14 protein-coding genes, 1 tRNA gene and 1 riboswitch are annotated in these 15,413 nt (G+C 63.9%); of the genes, 10 read left to right on the forward strand and 5 right to left on the reverse strand.

Features of this window, described 5'->3' with window-relative positions:
* Nucleotides 1-224 precede the first annotated feature (224 nt).
* Both xth and AC1DB0_RS12040 read left to right on the forward strand, forming a co-directional pair.
* Nucleotides 225-1,007, forward strand: coding sequence for an exodeoxyribonuclease III (xth, locus tag AC1DB0_RS12035; RefSeq protein WP_476758669.1), 783 nt, complete (start codon nt 225-227; stop codon nt 1,005-1,007).
* A 68-nt stretch (nt 1,008-1,075) separates the two neighbouring features.
* Nucleotides 1,076-1,151 (forward strand) — tRNA-Ala (locus AC1DB0_RS12040).
* Nucleotides 1,152-1,244: 93 nt separating this feature from the next.
* On the opposite strand, the gene AC1DB0_RS12045 is transcribed toward AC1DB0_RS12040, so the two are convergent.
* Nucleotides 1,245-2,696, reverse strand: a complete 1,452-nt coding sequence (locus AC1DB0_RS12045; RefSeq protein WP_476756942.1) for a sodium:solute symporter family protein — start codon at nt 2,694-2,696, stop codon at nt 1,245-1,247.
* Between the two features lie 101 nt (nt 2,697-2,797).
* A riboswitch (TPP riboswitch) is annotated at nt 2,798-2,903 on the reverse strand.
* Nucleotides 2,904-3,010: 107 nt separating this feature from the next.
* On the opposite strand from AC1DB0_RS12045, the gene AC1DB0_RS12050 reads away from it, so the two are divergent.
* The 3 genes from AC1DB0_RS12050 (at nt 3,011) to AC1DB0_RS12060 (ending at nt 6,717) form a co-directional block, all read left to right on the forward strand.
* Nucleotides 3,011-3,793, forward strand: coding sequence for a 3-oxoacyl-ACP reductase (locus tag AC1DB0_RS12050; RefSeq protein WP_054426378.1), 783 nt, complete (start codon nt 3,011-3,013; stop codon nt 3,791-3,793).
* A gap of 5 nt (nt 3,794-3,798) precedes the next feature.
* Nucleotides 3,799-5,085: an LLM class flavin-dependent oxidoreductase gene (locus AC1DB0_RS12055; RefSeq protein WP_054426154.1), complete on the forward strand. Its 1,287-nt coding sequence runs from the start codon at nt 3,799-3,801 to the stop codon at nt 5,083-5,085.
* Between the two features lie 495 nt (nt 5,086-5,580).
* Complete coding sequence (locus AC1DB0_RS12060) at nt 5,581-6,717, forward strand: porin (protein ID WP_054426155.1); 1,137 nt, start codon at nt 5,581-5,583, stop codon at nt 6,715-6,717.
* 95 nt (nt 6,718-6,812) lie between these two features.
* On the opposite strand, the gene AC1DB0_RS12065 is transcribed toward AC1DB0_RS12060, so the two are convergent.
* Nucleotides 6,813-7,016, reverse strand: coding sequence for a hypothetical protein (locus tag AC1DB0_RS12065; protein ID WP_346553037.1), 204 nt, complete (start codon nt 7,014-7,016; stop codon nt 6,813-6,815).
* Nucleotides 7,017-7,204: 188 nt separating this feature from the next.
* Here AC1DB0_RS12065 and AC1DB0_RS12070 point away from each other — a divergent pair, with 188 nt between their 5' ends.
* Nucleotides 7,205-7,840: a TetR/AcrR family transcriptional regulator gene (locus AC1DB0_RS12070; RefSeq protein WP_054426160.1), complete on the forward strand. Its 636-nt coding sequence runs from the start codon at nt 7,205-7,207 to the stop codon at nt 7,838-7,840.
* Here the strand turns inward: AC1DB0_RS12070 and AC1DB0_RS12075 are convergent.
* Nucleotides 7,837-8,859, reverse strand: coding sequence for an Lnb N-terminal periplasmic domain-containing protein (locus AC1DB0_RS12075; protein ID WP_476756943.1), 1,023 nt, complete (start codon nt 8,857-8,859; stop codon nt 7,837-7,839). The genes AC1DB0_RS12070 and AC1DB0_RS12075 overlap by 4 nt on opposite strands.
* Nucleotides 8,846-9,529 carry a MarC family NAAT transporter gene (locus tag AC1DB0_RS12080; RefSeq protein ID WP_054426164.1) on the reverse strand — a complete coding sequence of 228 codons (684 nt, stop codon included), beginning with the start codon at nt 9,527-9,529 and terminating at the stop codon, nt 8,846-8,848. The genes AC1DB0_RS12075 and AC1DB0_RS12080 overlap by 14 nt, the downstream gene beginning before the upstream one ends.
* Nucleotides 9,530-9,634: 105 nt before the next feature.
* Between AC1DB0_RS12080 and AC1DB0_RS12085 the strand changes: the two genes are divergently transcribed.
* The gene (locus AC1DB0_RS12085; RefSeq protein ID WP_476756944.1) at nt 9,635-11,029 is read left to right on the forward strand and encodes a lysozyme inhibitor LprI family protein; all 1,395 of its coding nucleotides are present in this window, start codon (nt 9,635-9,637) and stop codon (nt 11,027-11,029) included.
* A gap of 8 nt (nt 11,030-11,037) precedes the next feature.
* On the opposite strand, the gene AC1DB0_RS12090 is transcribed toward AC1DB0_RS12085, so the two are convergent.
* Nucleotides 11,038-12,240 (reverse strand): MFS transporter, encoded by a 1,203-nt coding sequence (locus AC1DB0_RS12090; RefSeq protein WP_476756945.1) that lies wholly within the window; start codon nt 12,238-12,240, stop codon nt 11,038-11,040.
* A gap of 122 nt (nt 12,241-12,362) precedes the next feature.
* Here AC1DB0_RS12090 and AC1DB0_RS12095 point away from each other — a divergent pair, with 122 nt between their 5' ends.
* The 3 genes from AC1DB0_RS12095 (at nt 12,363) to AC1DB0_RS12105 (ending at nt 15,413) form a co-directional block, all read left to right on the forward strand.
* Nucleotides 12,363-13,298, forward strand: coding sequence for a LysR family transcriptional regulator (locus AC1DB0_RS12095; RefSeq protein ID WP_476756946.1), 936 nt, complete (start codon nt 12,363-12,365; stop codon nt 13,296-13,298).
* A gap of 242 nt (nt 13,299-13,540) precedes the next feature.
* The gene (gene hutG, locus AC1DB0_RS12100; RefSeq protein WP_175169966.1) at nt 13,541-14,344 is read left to right on the forward strand and encodes an N-formylglutamate deformylase; all 804 of its coding nucleotides are present in this window, start codon (nt 13,541-13,543) and stop codon (nt 14,342-14,344) included.
* Nucleotides 14,345-14,399: 55 nt separating this feature from the next.
* Complete coding sequence (locus AC1DB0_RS12105) at nt 14,400-15,413, forward strand: LysR family transcriptional regulator (protein WP_054426174.1); 1,014 nt, start codon at nt 14,400-14,402, stop codon at nt 15,411-15,413.

Here is a 15,413-nt window from a genome sequence, read left to right on the forward strand (position 1 = left end):
CTGCGGCCTATCAAGAAGGCAATATAGGACGCAATCACGCCCCCACCCTTCGCATGCCCCGGCGCCCTTGCCGCCGCACGAGCAGGTATCATCTGCCCTTATCCCGGCGCCCGCCGGTCACGCCCCGGATGAATAGCCAGATTCGTAGCCAGATACGTAGCTAGACCGGGTTTTTGGAAGGCGGCGCCTTTGAGAACCGCATCAACAAACGGTCTACGCAGAACATGAAATTAGCCACCTGGAACGTGAACTCTCTGAAGGTGCGCCTGCCGCAAGTGCTGGACTGGCTGGCCGCCAATCCTGTCGACGTGCTGTGCATCCAGGAACTGAAGCTCACCGACGAAAACTTCCCCGAAGACGCTTTCAAGGAAGCCGGCTATCACGCCGTCTGGGCCGGTCAGAAGACGTATAACGGCGTCGCCATCATTTCGCGCGTGCCGGGCACGTCCATGGTGCGCAACATTCCCGGCTATGAAGACCCGCAGCAGCGTGTGCTGGCCTTGACCTTCCCCAGCCCCGAAGGCGATGTGCGCGTGGTGTGCGCGTATTGCCCCAACGGGCAATCGCTGGATTCCGACAAGTACGTCTACAAGCTGGCGTGGTTCGACGCCATGCGCAATTGGCTGGCCRACGAGATCAAGCAGTACCCGCGCCTGGCCGTGCTGGGCGACTACAACGTGGCGCCCGCCGACGAAGACGTGCACAACCCCGAAAAATGGGAAGGCCAAGTGCTGGTGTCCGAACCGGAACGCGCCGCCTTGCAAGGCCTGATCGACCTGGGCCTGACCGATTCCTTCCGTCTGTTCGAGCAGCCCGAAAAGTCGTTTTCCTGGTGGGACTACCGCCAATTCGCCTTCCGCCGCAACGCCGGCCTGCGGATCGACCACGTCCTGCTGTCGGCCCCCTTGGTCAAGCGCTGCGTCGCCTGCGTGATCGACAAGGAACCGCGCCGCAACGAGCAGCCGTCGGACCACGCGCCTGTCGTCGCCACCTTGGAATTCGTCTGAAAATTTTTGCCTGGCGCCGTATTGCACGGCGCTTTAAAGTTCAGGTATAGTTTTGCTCTTGCTTCAATGGGGCGGTAGCTCAGCTGGGAGAGCGTCGCGTTCGCAATGCGAAGGTCGGGAGTTCGATCCTCCTCCGCTCCACCAAATTCCAGACAAGAAAGCCTTGGACACCACAACGTGTTCCAAGGCTTTTTTGTTTTCCGGGCGGTCTGCGGGGATGGGGGTTGCAGGCCGGATTTACACCGCGTCCTTATCCAGCCGCCGCACCGCCGCGCTCAGCGTCGAAAAATCAAACTCCCGAATACCGCGCCGCGCCAGGCGCATGAGCACCGTGACGACCACCGGCACAAACGCCGCCAGCAGGAACGATTCCAGCAGAAACGTGGGTTTGTCGCCCGGGGCCGGGAAGAAGAACAGCCCTGCCGCCAGCCCCGCGACGGTCGCCGTCGTTGCCGTCACGCCATCGTGCTTGCGGCTGAACAGGCCATAGAACACGGGGAACGCGGCGGCGGAGCACAGCAGGTCGGCCAGCAGGAACAGGTACAGCACGCTGTAGCCTTGCGATGCCACGATCATCACCGGAATCGCCAGCAGCAAGACCGCCCAGCGGGCCAGGCGCTTCATGTCCATGCCGTTGGCGTTGGGCATCAGCCGGCGCATGTCGACGGCGACGATGCTCGATACGGCGCTGATTGCCGTGTCGGCCGTGCTCATCACCAACGACAGGCCCAGCGGGATCAACGCAATCACGAACCACGCGGGCGCGTGCGGCATGATGACGCTGAACAGTGCGATGGAACTGTCACCCTGCGGCGCCAGGCCCACGAACGCCAGGCCGAACAGGCCCATCAGGAAGATGAACGGTGCGGCCAGGATGCCGCCCAGCAGAAAACCATTGCGCATCGACCGGGCATCTTTTGCGGCATAAATTCGCTGCCAGTTGCCCTGGTGAAAGATGCCGGTCAGCAAGATGGCCACGAAGAAAGTCAGGCCGGCTTTCACGCCCACGGGGTCGGTCAGGTCCAGCAATTGTGGCGCGCGCGCTTGCAGGGCTTCGATGGTGGGCAGCGCGCCACCCGCAGCTTGCCAGCCGACCACGCACAAGATCACCAGCAACGGCACGATGACCATCATCTGCACCTGATCGGTGAAGATCGACGAGCGCAGCCCGCCGTAGGTGGTGTAGAGCAGCGTCGTGCCCATCACGATGGCGGCGGTGGCCCACAGCGGCACGGGCGCCAGCATGGTGACCAGTTTTGCAATCGCCGTCACCTCGGCCGACAAGGCGATGAACAGGTAGAACAGCATGATGAACAGCGCCAGCCCGTACATCGGGCGGCCGTAGCGCGCCATCAGGAATTCAGTCAGCGTATGCCCATGCGGAATCAGTTCACGCATGCGCCGGCCCAGCGGAATCATGACCAGACGCGGTGACATCGAGCCCAGCGCATAGCCGATCACTGCGGCCAGTCCGCCCCAGGTTGCGGCCTGTGCGGGCGAGAACAGAATCCATGCCCCCAGCGTTGACGCCATCAACGTCAGGATGGTGCCGAACGCGCCCTGGCTGTTGCGGGCCACGATGTAGTCTTCCAGCGAGCCGCGCTTGCGCCGGGTGTACAGGACGCTGGCGACGGCGAAGCCGCCCGAGAACAGCAGCAGCCACATCAAGGCGGTGGATTGGGTCAGCATGAAGTCGGTCCTCCCTGGTCCGGCGGACAGCCGGACGCGCAGCGCAGCGGCCCGTCCGGTAACAGGGGCCGCTGATGAATAAAAGTCTAGGGAGGGCGCACGAACCGTGCGATGTCCTTCCCTTCGCCGGCATTACCCGGATCAGGTTCAAAGGGTTACCGCAATGAAGCGGAATCTCAGCCCAACAGGGCTCCCCCAGGAATTGACCGCAAGAGTAGGAGAGCGGCGCGTCAATGTCAACGCGTGGAATGTGCTAAGTTCGCCCGCTTGCGGCACCCGATTGCATGCGTGCCGGTGAAACCGACGAGCCGATCATGTCCCTTGCACACCCCGCCCCTGCCCTGAACGAACAACTGGTGATTGTCACGGGCGGCGCCCGTGGACTGGGCGCGCACATCGCGCGCGCGTTTCTGCGTGAAGGCGCGCGCGTGGTCATCAACTACCTGAACAGCGCTGACGCCGCGCAGGCGCTGGCCGCCACCGCACCGGGCCGCGCGCTGGCTATCCAGGCCGATGTGCGCGATGCACAGGCGGTGCAGGCGTTGGTGGCGCAGGCGCAAAGCCACTTCGGCATGCCGGTCACCACCGTCGTCAACAACGCGCTGCCCGCGTTCCAGTTCAATGGCGACGCCCGCCCGCATGCGGACACGCTGACGTGGGACAACCTGAATCAGCAGATCGAAGGCAGCGTGCGCGGCGCGTTGAACACGACTCAGGCGGCGCTGCCCGGCATGCGTGAGGCCGGGGTCGGACGCATCATCAACATCGGCACGAACCTCGTCCAGAACCCGGTCGTGCCGTATCACGATTACACCGCCGCCAAGGCTGCGCTGCTGTCGTTCACGCGGACGTTGTCGCACGACCTTGGGCCCCATGGCATCACGGTCAACATGGTGTCGGGCGGCCTGCTGCGCACCACCGACGCGTCGGCTGCAACGCCCGAAGCGGTGTTCGATTTGATTGCCGCCAGCACGCCGCTGCGCACCGTCACCACGCCCGAACAGTTCGCCGACGCCGTGCTGTTTTTTGCCAGCCCTTGGTCGCGCAGCGTCACCGGCCAGAACCTGGTCGTCGACGGCGGCCTCGTGAAGAACTAAGCGCCATGCTGCATTTGAACCTGTTCATCTTTGGCTGCGGCCATCACCGCGCCGCGTGGCGCCATCCCGATTCGGCGGCCGAACGGCTGGGCGACATCAGCTACTACGAGTCGCTGGCGCGCACGGCCGAACGCGGCAAGCTGGACGCCATTTTCTTTGCGGATGGGCAGTCGATGGACAACATCGGCGACGGCCCGCGCTGGTATCTGGAACCGCTGACGACCATGGCCGCCATCGCGCGCGCCACCACGCACATCGGCCTGATCAGCACCGTGTCCAGCACCTTCTTCACGCCCTTTCACGCGGCGCGCATGGTGGCGTCGCTGGACCACATCTCGGGCGGCCGCATGGGCTGGAACGTGGTCACGTCGATGTTCGACGCCGAGGCCCGCAACCATGGCTATGAAGCCATGCCCGGCCATGAATGGCGCTACGCGCGCGCTGAAGAATTCGTCGACGTCGCGTTGCGCCTGTTCGATTCCTGGCAAGACGATGCGCTGGCCATCGACCGCAACGGCGTCTATGGCGTGCCCGAACGCGTGCAAGCCATCCATCACCATGGCGAGCATTTCCTGGTCGACGGCCCGCTAACGGTGCCGCGCCCGCCGCAGGGCCATCCGGTGCTGTTCCAGGCTGGCGCATCGGACCAGGGCCGCGACCTGGCCGCCCGGCGCGCGGAAGCGATCTATGCGGTCGCCTACGACCTGCCCGCCGCGCAGTCCTATTACCGCGACATCAAACAACGCGTGCTTGCGGCCGGCCGCAGCGCCTTTGTGCCAATCATGCCGGGGCTGGTCACGTATGTGGGGTCCACCGAGGCCGAGGCCCGCGCCAAGCAACGCGAGCTGGACGTGCTGCTGCCCAGCGATGCGTCGCTGCGCCAGCTTGGCACCTTTGTGCTTCAGGATTGCAGCGCGTGGGAGCTGGATGCGCCCGTACCGCCACTGCCGCCCCTTGAAGATTTCAAGGGGCCCAAAGGCCGGTACGGCACCATTCTGCGGATCATCGAAACCGAACAACCCACCGTGCGCCAGTTACTTGGCCGACTGGCGGCGGGCGGCGGCCATTGCACCATGGTCGGCACGCCAGAACAGATCGCGGACAAGATGGAGCACTGGTTCAGAAACGAAGGCGCCGACGGCTTCAACCTGATGCCACCGTCTCTGCCCGGCGGCATCGACGACTTTGTGGAACAAGTGATTCCCGTGCTGCAACGTCGCGGGCTGTTCCGCACTGAGTACGAACATCGCACGCTGCGCGGTCATCTTGGGCTGGAAAGACCTGGCCGGTAATACCTTGCGCAGCGCGCCATAGGGGCGACGGCACCGTTACGTTCTTGAAAGTTACGGGCTGCTGTAGCGGCATCTCCAGCGCCCCCCAGTTGCGCGAACGCGCGTGCACGGCAGCTGAACGACCCTTCAGGGCCTTCATCGCAACGAAATGATAGACACAATTTATCAATTTGTACGAAAGAGGCCCTGCTCAAATTCGCCCTTCAATTCGTTACCCTCCCTGCATTAGCGATTAACGCCCGTTCATCTCTCTAAAGAACTGTTGTTATCTCGCAATAAATCGGAGGTTTTCATATGTGTCTCAAGTAACTGAATCTTAGCCATTAAGGAAGGAGTCAGGGGTAAGCCATCGGAATACGACCCCAATTTGTATATTCCGAACCATTATGTAGTTTTCAGTTTCATGTATTCCGGCGGTGTTCCCTATTGTGGACACCAGGGCTGCTTTCGCAATGCTGAAAGCAGGCAATACAAGCCTTAGAACCGGATGTGGATATGAAACTAACGAAAACTTTGCTCGTAGGCGCGATTCTGGCTGGCATGGCCGGTGCGGCCCAAGCTGAAACGTCTGTCACCCTGTACGGCATTGTCGATCTGGGCCTGACCTATCAACGTGGCAAGGTTGGCACCACGGACGCAAACCGTGGCGTGAACGGCGGCGACTATTCCTCCCGGATCGGCATGAACGACGGCATCCAGAACGGTTCCCGTTTTGGCCTGCGCGGAACGGAAGACCTGGGCGATGGCCTGTCGGCTGTCTTCACGTTGGAAAGCGGCTTCACCGCCAATAATGGCAACCGTTCGCAAGGCGACCGCCTGTTCGGCCGTCAAGCCACCGTCGGCCTGAACAGCGAGCAGTTCGGTCTGCTGGAACTGGGCCGCCAAACCAACATCGCGTCCAAGTACTTCGGCGACATTGATCCGTTCTCGCTCGACTACCTGAACGCCAACATGGGTATGGCTTTCAGCGCGGCCAACACGGTTCGCTACGACAACATGGTCATGTACCAGACCCCGGTCTGGAGCGGCTTCCAAGGCGGCGTGGGCTATTCGTTCTCGACCGATGACGTCGAAGGCCCGACCGGCTTCAAGACCAAGGAAAACAACCGCGCCTGGACGGCCGGCGTGCGTTACGACAACGGCCCGCTGAAGGTGGCCTTGTCCTATGACGTGCAATACCGCAAGCCGAACCAGCCGCAACCGCAGCAGTTCATTATCGGCGCCGCCTACGACTTCGAAGTGGTCAAGCTGTCGCTGGCTTATGGCCGTTCCGAAGACGGCGTTTTCGCCGGCCAGGATTTCTCGTTGATGGGCGGCCGCCAGCAAGCAGGCGGCCCGGCCAACGGCCAGGGCTTCACGAATGGCCGCTTCACGTGGGACGGCCTGCGCATCAACTCGTACATGGTCGGCGTAAGCGCCCCCATCGGCGCCGCCAGCAACGTCTTCGCGTCGTGGCAGCGTGCTGATCCGAACAAGAACCTGTACGCCATGGACATCTACAGCCTGGGCTACACGTATGATCTGTCCAAGCGGACCAACCTGTACGCTCTGGCGTCCTACGCCGATGGCGCCGCCTTCATCAACGGTGACAAGATGAGCACGGTTGGCGTCGGCATCCGCCATCGCTTCTAAGCAGGCTGCGGGCCGCCCCAACTGAGCAGAGTCGGGGCGCCCTTGACGACTTAAGCCACCCGGAAACGGGTGGCTTTTTTTATGTGTGGATTTTTTTACCCCGCCAGAGCGGCGGGTTCGGCGTGCTTGGCGGAGGCGGCTTGCGGACGCGCTTTCGGGGCGGCCAGGGCTGCGCGTGTACGGGTGCCCGCCTTACGAGTGGCAATCCAGTCGTACAACAGCACGCCGGGGTGGCGCAGCAGAACGGCGCCAGCGGCAGCCGCAATGATCAAGACACTGCTCAGGGTCAGCCAGGACATTCGGGCGCCCTCCTACAAAAACAGCCCGGACTCGTCCCGGGTCAACAACTCGCGTGGGAAATACCCGCTTTTGACTCTTTTGAAGCGCGCTTTTGCGGCGCTCAAAAATGAAATGTACTCCACATTACATGACGAAACGGGGTAAAACCCTGTCATGTCCATGCCATGGAAACCGGGAGAAACAGGTGATGAGCGATTCGGCCGATCCGATGCCGCGCGCCCTGACCACCAAGGGCGAAGCCAGGCGGCTGCGGCTGCTTGAAGTGGCCAGTCAGTTGTTACTGGAACTTGGGTACGCACAAACGTCCATCCAACGCATCGTGCAGCAGGCTGGCGGGTCCGCCGCCACGGCGTATCAGCTGTTTGGCAGCAAGGAAGGCATGCTGGCTGCCGTGCTGCAATTCGAGTTGGACAACTTGCGGGCCGCCGTGTTCCTGAAGGCGCCGCCCGGCCAGGCGGTGGGGCCGGCGCTGCAGCAGTTGGCGGTGCGGCTCTTGACCTATGCGGTGCAACCCAAATCGGCCGCGCTGCACCGGCTGCTGGTGTCGGAATGCCATCGCATGCCGCAGTTGGCGGCGTCGCTGCAACAGGCCGTCGACACGCAAATTCATGCGCCGCTGGAACAGTGCCTGCGCGCCGCGTGCGAACAAGGCGAACTGAAGATTGACGATCCGCGCCAGGCGGCGCTGACGCTCGGCAACCTGATCAACGGCATTGCGTTCCACGCGCGGCTGGTCGGCGGCTATGCCGACGGGCCGCCCGCCGAAGCGCTGGCGACCTGTCATTACGGCATTGATACGTTGCTGCGCGCGTATCAGATTTAAGGCCGAATCCGGCGGGAGAAGGCAAGCGGGTCGTCACCCGGCGGGGCCTGATGGCCAATCGATGCCCGCGCTCGCAGCACGTCCAGCGGGACGCTGGTATCTAGTCCGCCCTGGTCGTACAGGTACTCGGGCAGATAGCCCGACAGCAGGATGCGTAAGTCTAACGGCAGGCCCGGCACGATGGCGTTGACCATGCGGTAGACCAATGTGGTGCAGTTGGCCGTAACCGTGTGATAGAAGCGCGGCGTCGTCACCAGCGCGTTGGCGGTGTTGACGTAGGACAGAAACAGCTCGCGCATCGCGCGCTCCGGCATGTGCACCGGGTACAGATACACGCTTTCCCCGCGAGGCCCGGCGCGCACATACAGGATGTCGCGCTCTTCGGCCGCCACCACGCTCAATTCGAACTGTTTGAAGAAGCCGCCGATCTCGGAGAATTGTTCGCCGCGTTCCTTGCGGATCTCAACCGAGAACACCACGTGCCGCCCGTCGGAAAAACCGAAGGAGACGAGCGTGTGCGCAATGGCCGGGCCCGCCCAGTAGGACAGCGCCATGTCCACGGACACGAGCTTGTCCAGATCGTATTGCCGCGTTTCCCAGCGGGCGGTGTAGTCGGTGTCCGTGCGCCAATCGAAATTGCGCACGTTCTCGAGCGTGACCGTCGAACCTTGCACCGTGCCGCGCAGCATCTTCGCCACGTCGTCGGCCCAGATGCGGTCATTGGACGGCGCAAGCGTTTGCCACCAGCCGGCCAGCAGGACCAGCCCGATCAGATACGCCCACCCTGCCCGCCGCCACGGCCCCGCGCGCCACCACGCCACCGCCGCGCCCAGGCATAGCGCGGCCCACACAGCGGCCGCCGCCCCCTTGCCCCACACGCCGCCCGGCGCCTGATACCACAGCGCAAGACAACCCCAGAGAGCAGACATGGCCACCAGCAGCGTGACCAGCACGCGCCCCACCCCCACCAGCCCCCGACGCAAGCGTCCAGCGCGGCGCACCGGCTTATCCACCAACATGCTTGCCCACAATTTCCAACACGCCGTTGATGACGAATTGAACCCCCATGCACACCAGCAGGAAGCCCATGACGCGTGAAATGGCTTCCACGCCGCTTTGCCCGATCACCGCCACGATGCGGCCCGCCGAACGCAGGCAGATCCAGAACAGCACGCCCAGCAAGGCGAACACGATGATGGGCGTTACCGCCACCACCCACGTCGGATACTGTGGCGTGATCGCGCCATCAACCGAGGCCGCCCCGCTGATGATCATGGCGATGGTGCCTGGCCCCGCCGTTCCAGGCAGCGCCAGCGGCACGAACGCGATGTTCGGCGTGTCGCGCGCCTTGGCGTCGGCGGCCGCTTCCGCCGCCAGCGAGCGCGGTTCGGCAGGCGGGAACAGCATGCTGAAACCGATGCTGACCACGATCAGGCCACCCGCGATGCGCAAGCCCGGAATCGAAATGCCGAACGTATGCATGATCCACGCGCCCGCGTAGTAGGTCACCAGCATGATGCCGACCACGTAATACGCCGCCTGCGTCACCTGGCGTTCGCGCTCTTTATAAGGAATCTGCGCGCCGAGCGACAGCAGCAGCGTCATCGAGGTCAGCGGGTTGGCCAAGGGAAGCATCAGCGCCAGCCCAAGGCTGGTGAGTTTGGCGAGTTGGATCAGATCGTCAATCATGGGGCTCATAAAAAAAGGAGGCGGCCCATTTACCTGACGGGCCGCTTGCCTGGTTCAACGTTCAATCGTGTAATGCCCTCTACCTTACACATTTCCCGGTGCCTATTGACCCCGACTCCCAAGCTCTTGCTCGGCGGCCTGCTCATTTTGCTGCCCTTGGCCTCGCCGGCGCTTGCCGCAGGCATGAATTGCGCCCAAGCTAAAACGCCGACCGAACTGGCCATTTGCGCCAACGCCGACCTGCTTCGTCAAGACAGTGATTTGTCGGACGCTTACGCCAAGCTTGGCGCTGCGCGGCCGGACGGGCGCGCAGCGCTGCGCGACGAACAGCGCGAGTGGCTGCGCACGCGCAACCGCTGCGGCGGCAACACCGACTGCATCCGCGACCAAACCCTGCTGCGCCTGAGCGCCTTGCAGGATGGTTTGCGCCGTGCCAACGCCTATGTGCCGGACGAGACCGACCGGCAGGCGCTTGAAGATTTGCGCCAGGCCGTACAAACCGCGAGCCAGACGGATGCCGAGTTTCCGCTGGAGTCCACCTTGGCCGCGCTATCGGTGAAAACCGGCAAGACGCGCTTCGACAATGTTCGAAGTGACGATGATGATGAAGCCAAATTTCCCACCAAACGCCCCAACGGCGTATCGCAAGATGAATGGGCGGCGCTGCTGGCATCCGGCATCGAGTCAGGCGGCGAGAACGGCGTGGCGTCCTACACCTTGATGGATCTGGACGGCGACGGCCTGCGCGACGTGGTGATCGACTCCTACACCGGCGGCACGGGCCTGTTCTCGGACGTCAGCGCCCTGCGCCGAGACAAAGGCAAATTCACCGCTACCGCAGGCGACGGCAACAACGAATCCGCCTCCGGCCTGTACACACTGAATGGACGCGGCTCCAACCAGGCGGCTGACTGGATCACGCTGCGCGGACGCGTCTACGCGGCCTATCGCAACAGCCGGTTCGGCGCGGACGATGTCTACCTGCTGCGCCCCTTCCGTGACCCCGGTGACGCCCCCACGCTGACCGTGCGCTACCGCTATCAGCTAAGCATTCCCAAACACCAGAAGCGCGCCGACAAAGAACCGGCCCGCACGCTGGACGACTCCTTGCACGCCGCGCTCACGCAAGCGTTGACGCGCATTGATCCTGAAACTGCGCAAGGGCCCGCCGCCGCCCGCGAGCCCGGCGCTCCTGCCCGTCCGCTATGCCCCATCCCTGCGGGCGTCAAAGCGGAGGATCAGGATGCCTACTACCACTACGGCCCGGGACATTATTCGATCGAGATCGTCGCTGACTTTCCTGTGCAGGTGGGCGCGCGCTGCCATCTCGGGCGGCTGATCGACTGGTTCGGCAGCTACGACGCGAAGTCGGGTCTGTCGGCCTTGATGTGGTTGCGCGATCCGGCGCCGAATGGCAAAGAAGACGAGTTCCAGGTCGAAGGCAGGCGCCACGCCGTCCGCCTTGAAACGTCGTTGCGGCCGATGTTCAGCGGCGACTGATCGCGCCATCACGCGGCTTTCAGCGCGTGCGGCCGGCGCCATAGCGCGCCCACCGGCAACAGCATGCACGCCGCCGCCAGCCATGCGTTCATCTGCAAGCCCAGCGCATCCACGCTGGCCGCGCCCAAGAAGGAACCCGCCGCAATCGCCAGGTTGAACATCGCCACGAAAAAAGCCGTGGCGGCGTCCACCGCGTCAGGCGCCGCCCGCAGCATCCAGATCTGAAGCGACACCGACACGCCGCCATACGCCAGCCCCCACACCACCAACAACAGCGCGCTGGCCGGCGGCCAATGGCCCAGCCCGCCCAGCAGGGCCAGGGTCAGCAGCAAGGTGACGGCAATTGTCATCAAAACGGCGGCGGGACGGCGTGCGGCGGCGGAACCCGCCAGAAAATTTCCCGCCACACCCGCCACGCCATACGCGAACAACAGCAGGCCTATCCATTGCTGGCCAAACCCCGCCTGCGTTTGCAGCATCGGCCGCACAAAGGTGTACGCCATGAAATGGCCCGCCACCATGAACAAGGTGATCAGCAAGCCCCGACGCAACGCCAGATTCGAAAGCAGCCCGGCCAGTTCGCGCGCCGATAAGCCGCGCGGCGCGGGCAGCGGCGGCAAGGCCAGCCAGATCAGCACGAGCACGGCTGCGCACAACACCGCCATCGTCCCAAACGCGGCGCGCCACCCTGCCAGTTCACCAATGAAGGCGCCCAGCGGCACGCCCAGCACCGAGGCCACCGCAACCCCGCCAAAGATGATGGCGGTGGCCGCACCCACCGCGTGCGGTGCAACGAGTCTGCCCGCCAGCCCGCCCGCGATCGCCCAAATGCCACCGATGCAAATGCCCACCAGCACGCGCGCGCCCAACAACCACGGCATGGACGGCGCCAGCGCGCTGGCCAGATTCGCCCCCATCAGCAAGGCCAGCAGCCCGCAAAGCAGCCAACGGCTATCGGTGCCCTTGGGCCGGATGACGATCAGCGGCGCAAACAAGGCCGCCAGAATGGCCGGCACGAAAAGCATCCAACCGCCCTCGCCCACCGATACATTCAATTCGTGCGTGATCGGCACCAGCAAGCCCACCGGCAGCATTTCGGTGGTGACCACGCTGAAGGTGGCCAGCCCCACGGCGGTGACGCCCAGCCAGGCGCGCAGGGAAGTTGAAGCCGAATCCGGTCTGCCGGCTTGCGGGGTAGAGGTTTGGGTCATCGTGCGTTGCGTTCCAGAAAAGCCCCATTGCGGGGCCGACCCTTATGCAGTCTACTGTTTCCAATTTGCAGATAAAGCAGGCAACAAGCGCAATACAAGGGACGAACCGTGGACAATCTTTCGTGAACAACCCGCCCCCGCTTCAACGGCTCGATCACATCGGCGACGTGCTCGCCTTCGTGCGCGTGGCCGACGCGCAGAGCTTCACCGCGGCCGCTGAAAAACTGAGCCTGTCCCGATCCGCCATCGGCAAGTGCATTGCGCGTCTGGAGCAATGCCTGGGCGTGCGGCTGTTTCATCGCAGCACGCGCAGCGTCAGCCTGAGCGACGACGGCCGCCTCTTCTACGAGCACGCGCAACGCATCTTGTCCGAGGTGGACAACGCCACCGACGCCATGGCTAGCCGGCAGCAGGCGCCGCGTGGCCGCTTGCGCATCGACCTGCCTGTCTCGTTGGGCCGCTTGCATGTGATGCCGCTGGTGCGCAGCTACTTGCAGCGCTGGCCGGACGTGGACGCGGACATCAGTTTCTCGGACGACTACACCGATCTGGTGCGCGACGGCATCGATGTCGCCATCCGCATTGGCGGCGAAGCAGACAGCCGGTTGGTGCGGCGCGTGCTGGCGCCCCACCGGCTGATCACCTGCGCCGCGCCCGATTATCTGCATCGCCACGGCGCGCCCGCCACCATCGACGCGCTGGCCCAGCATCAGACGCTGGTCTTCACGCATACCGGGCAACCGGTGCCATGGCGCTTTACCGTTCAGGGACAGGAACGCCAGGTTCCGGTGGCGGGCCGGCTACGGGTGGGCCACACCGAGGCGTTGCGCGACGCGGCCGTGGCCGGCGACGGCATTGCGCAATTGGGCGCGTTCCTGGTGGCCGACGACTTGCGCGCCGGCCGCCTGGCCCCCGTGCTGGAATCCGTGGCGGGCGCGGGCGCGCCGGTATATGCGGTGTATCCGCATCGGCGGCATCTATCGCCTAAAGTGCGCGTGCTGATCGATGACATCGCCGCTGCCTGGAACACCGACCTGCCGTGGCGCCCGTACGCGTAACCGATGCGAGGCATGCAACCGATGCCACCTATGCAATCAATGCAACCCATGCCACCGATGCAATGAATGCAACCTGTGCAACCCATGCTTCACCAGCCCATTTTTTTGCATCACCCTTCCTGATTATCAATATCCATTAAACTGATGCAATTACCGCGGCGGGCCGCGCTGCCTAGCATACAAGCGCCCGTCATCTGCGGCCGAGCCCGCAGCGCACTGACTTTGTGACCCGGAGTTTTCCCTTGAGCGACCTCTATCATTTCAGCCGTGGCACCTCGCCGCTGCTGATTTCCATTCCCCATCTCGGCAGCCAGATTCCCGATGCGCAACGCGCACAGATGACGCCGCTGGGCCTGCAATCCGGCGATACCGATTGGCATCTGGACACGCTGTACCAATTTGCCCAGGCGCTGGGCGCGTCCGTGCTTGGCGCGCGCTATTCGCGTTATGTGGTGGACCTGAACCGCCCGCCCAACGACGAAAGCCTGTACCCCGGCCAGACCAAGACCGGCCTGTGCCCCACGCAAACGTTCCGCGGCGACGCGCTCTATCAGAACGACGCCGTGCTGACGGACGCCGAGCGCGCGCACCGCCTGCAAACGTACTGGCAGCCCTATCACGCCAAGCTGCGCGAAGAACTCGACCGCATCAAGGCCGAACACGGCACGGTGCTGCTGTGGGAAGCGCATTCGATCGCGAGCGTGCTGCCGCGTCTGTTCGACGGCAAGCTGCCCGACCTGAACATCGGCACGTCCGATGGCGCGGCGTGTGCGCCCGACATCCTGGCCGCCGTCCGCGAACAACTGGACGGCTGCGCGGACTACACCTGGGCCATCAACGGCCGCTTCAAGGGCGGCTACATCACGCGCCAATACGGCTCGCCGGCCGACAACATCCACGCCATCCAGCTGGAAATGTGCCAGTCCACCTACATGGACGAAACGCATCCCTATGGCTACCGCGCCGATCTGGCTGGCAAGGTCATTCCCGTCGTTGAAGGCATGGTGCAAGCGGCGCTGCGCCAAACCACGGCGCGTCAGCGCTAAGCCACACGCGCCCCCCGCCGCACACCCTAAGCCCCCCTCAGGACACCGCCAGGCGATGAACCGTTTTTCCTTCAGCACGACGGAAAACTATCCGGAATGGAGCCTGCTGCTGACCTGGGTGGCGGTGGTGGAAGCCGCGTCGGTATCCGGCGCGGCGCGGCTCTTGGGCTTGTCGCAAGCGGCGGTATCGCAGCGCGTGAAGCAGCTTGAGGCCGCGATGTCGACCGAGCTGCTTGACCGCAGCACCCGCCCCGCGCGGCCCACGCCCGCAGGCGAGCTGCTGTTCGACCATGCCGCGCGCCTGCTCGCGCAAGCGGGCGACATGACGGAAAGCGTGCGCAACCTGAGCCGCGCCAAACGCAACATCGTGCGCTTTGGCTGCGTGGATTCCTTTGCGGGTACGTTGGGGCCGACGCTGATCCACGGCCTGTCGGGCGCGTCGCGCCAGATCCGGCTGTGGTCGGGCATCACGCCCGTGCTGGACAAGCAGCTGGAAGACCGGCAGCTGGATCTGGTTGTCACCACCAGCGCAGTCGCGGGCAAGCCCACCATCAAGAAGTACAGTTTGTTCAGCGAACCCTATGTGCTGATCGTGCCGCGGTCGATGGACATGTCGGCCATCACCACGCTGAAGGAACTGGGCAAGCGCACGCAGTTCATTCGCTATAGCGCCCGTTCGTTCATCGGCGCCGAGATCGACCGTCTGATCGAATCACACGACGTGATGATCGAACGCACTTTTGAATTCGACAACACCGACCCGCTGCTCAGCCTGGTTACTGGCGGCATCGGCTTTGCGATCAGCACGCCGCTGTGCATCTGGCAGTCGCGCCATTTTGTGGACCAGCTGCGTGTGTTGCCGCTGGGGCCGTACCTGGGCGTGACCCGCGCGGATGACCCCAGCCTGTCGCGCACCTTGTATCTGGCCGCGCGTCAGCAGGAAGTGGGCAAGCTGCCCACCGAAGCGCGCGACGTGATCCTGATGGCGGTAGAACGCCTGATTCAGAAAGACATCGCGCCGGCGCTCGGGCTGCCGCCTGCCACGCTGTGGCGCAGCATGCGGCGTTAA

Source organism: Achromobacter sp. 10T422 (genome assembly GCF_056394065.1).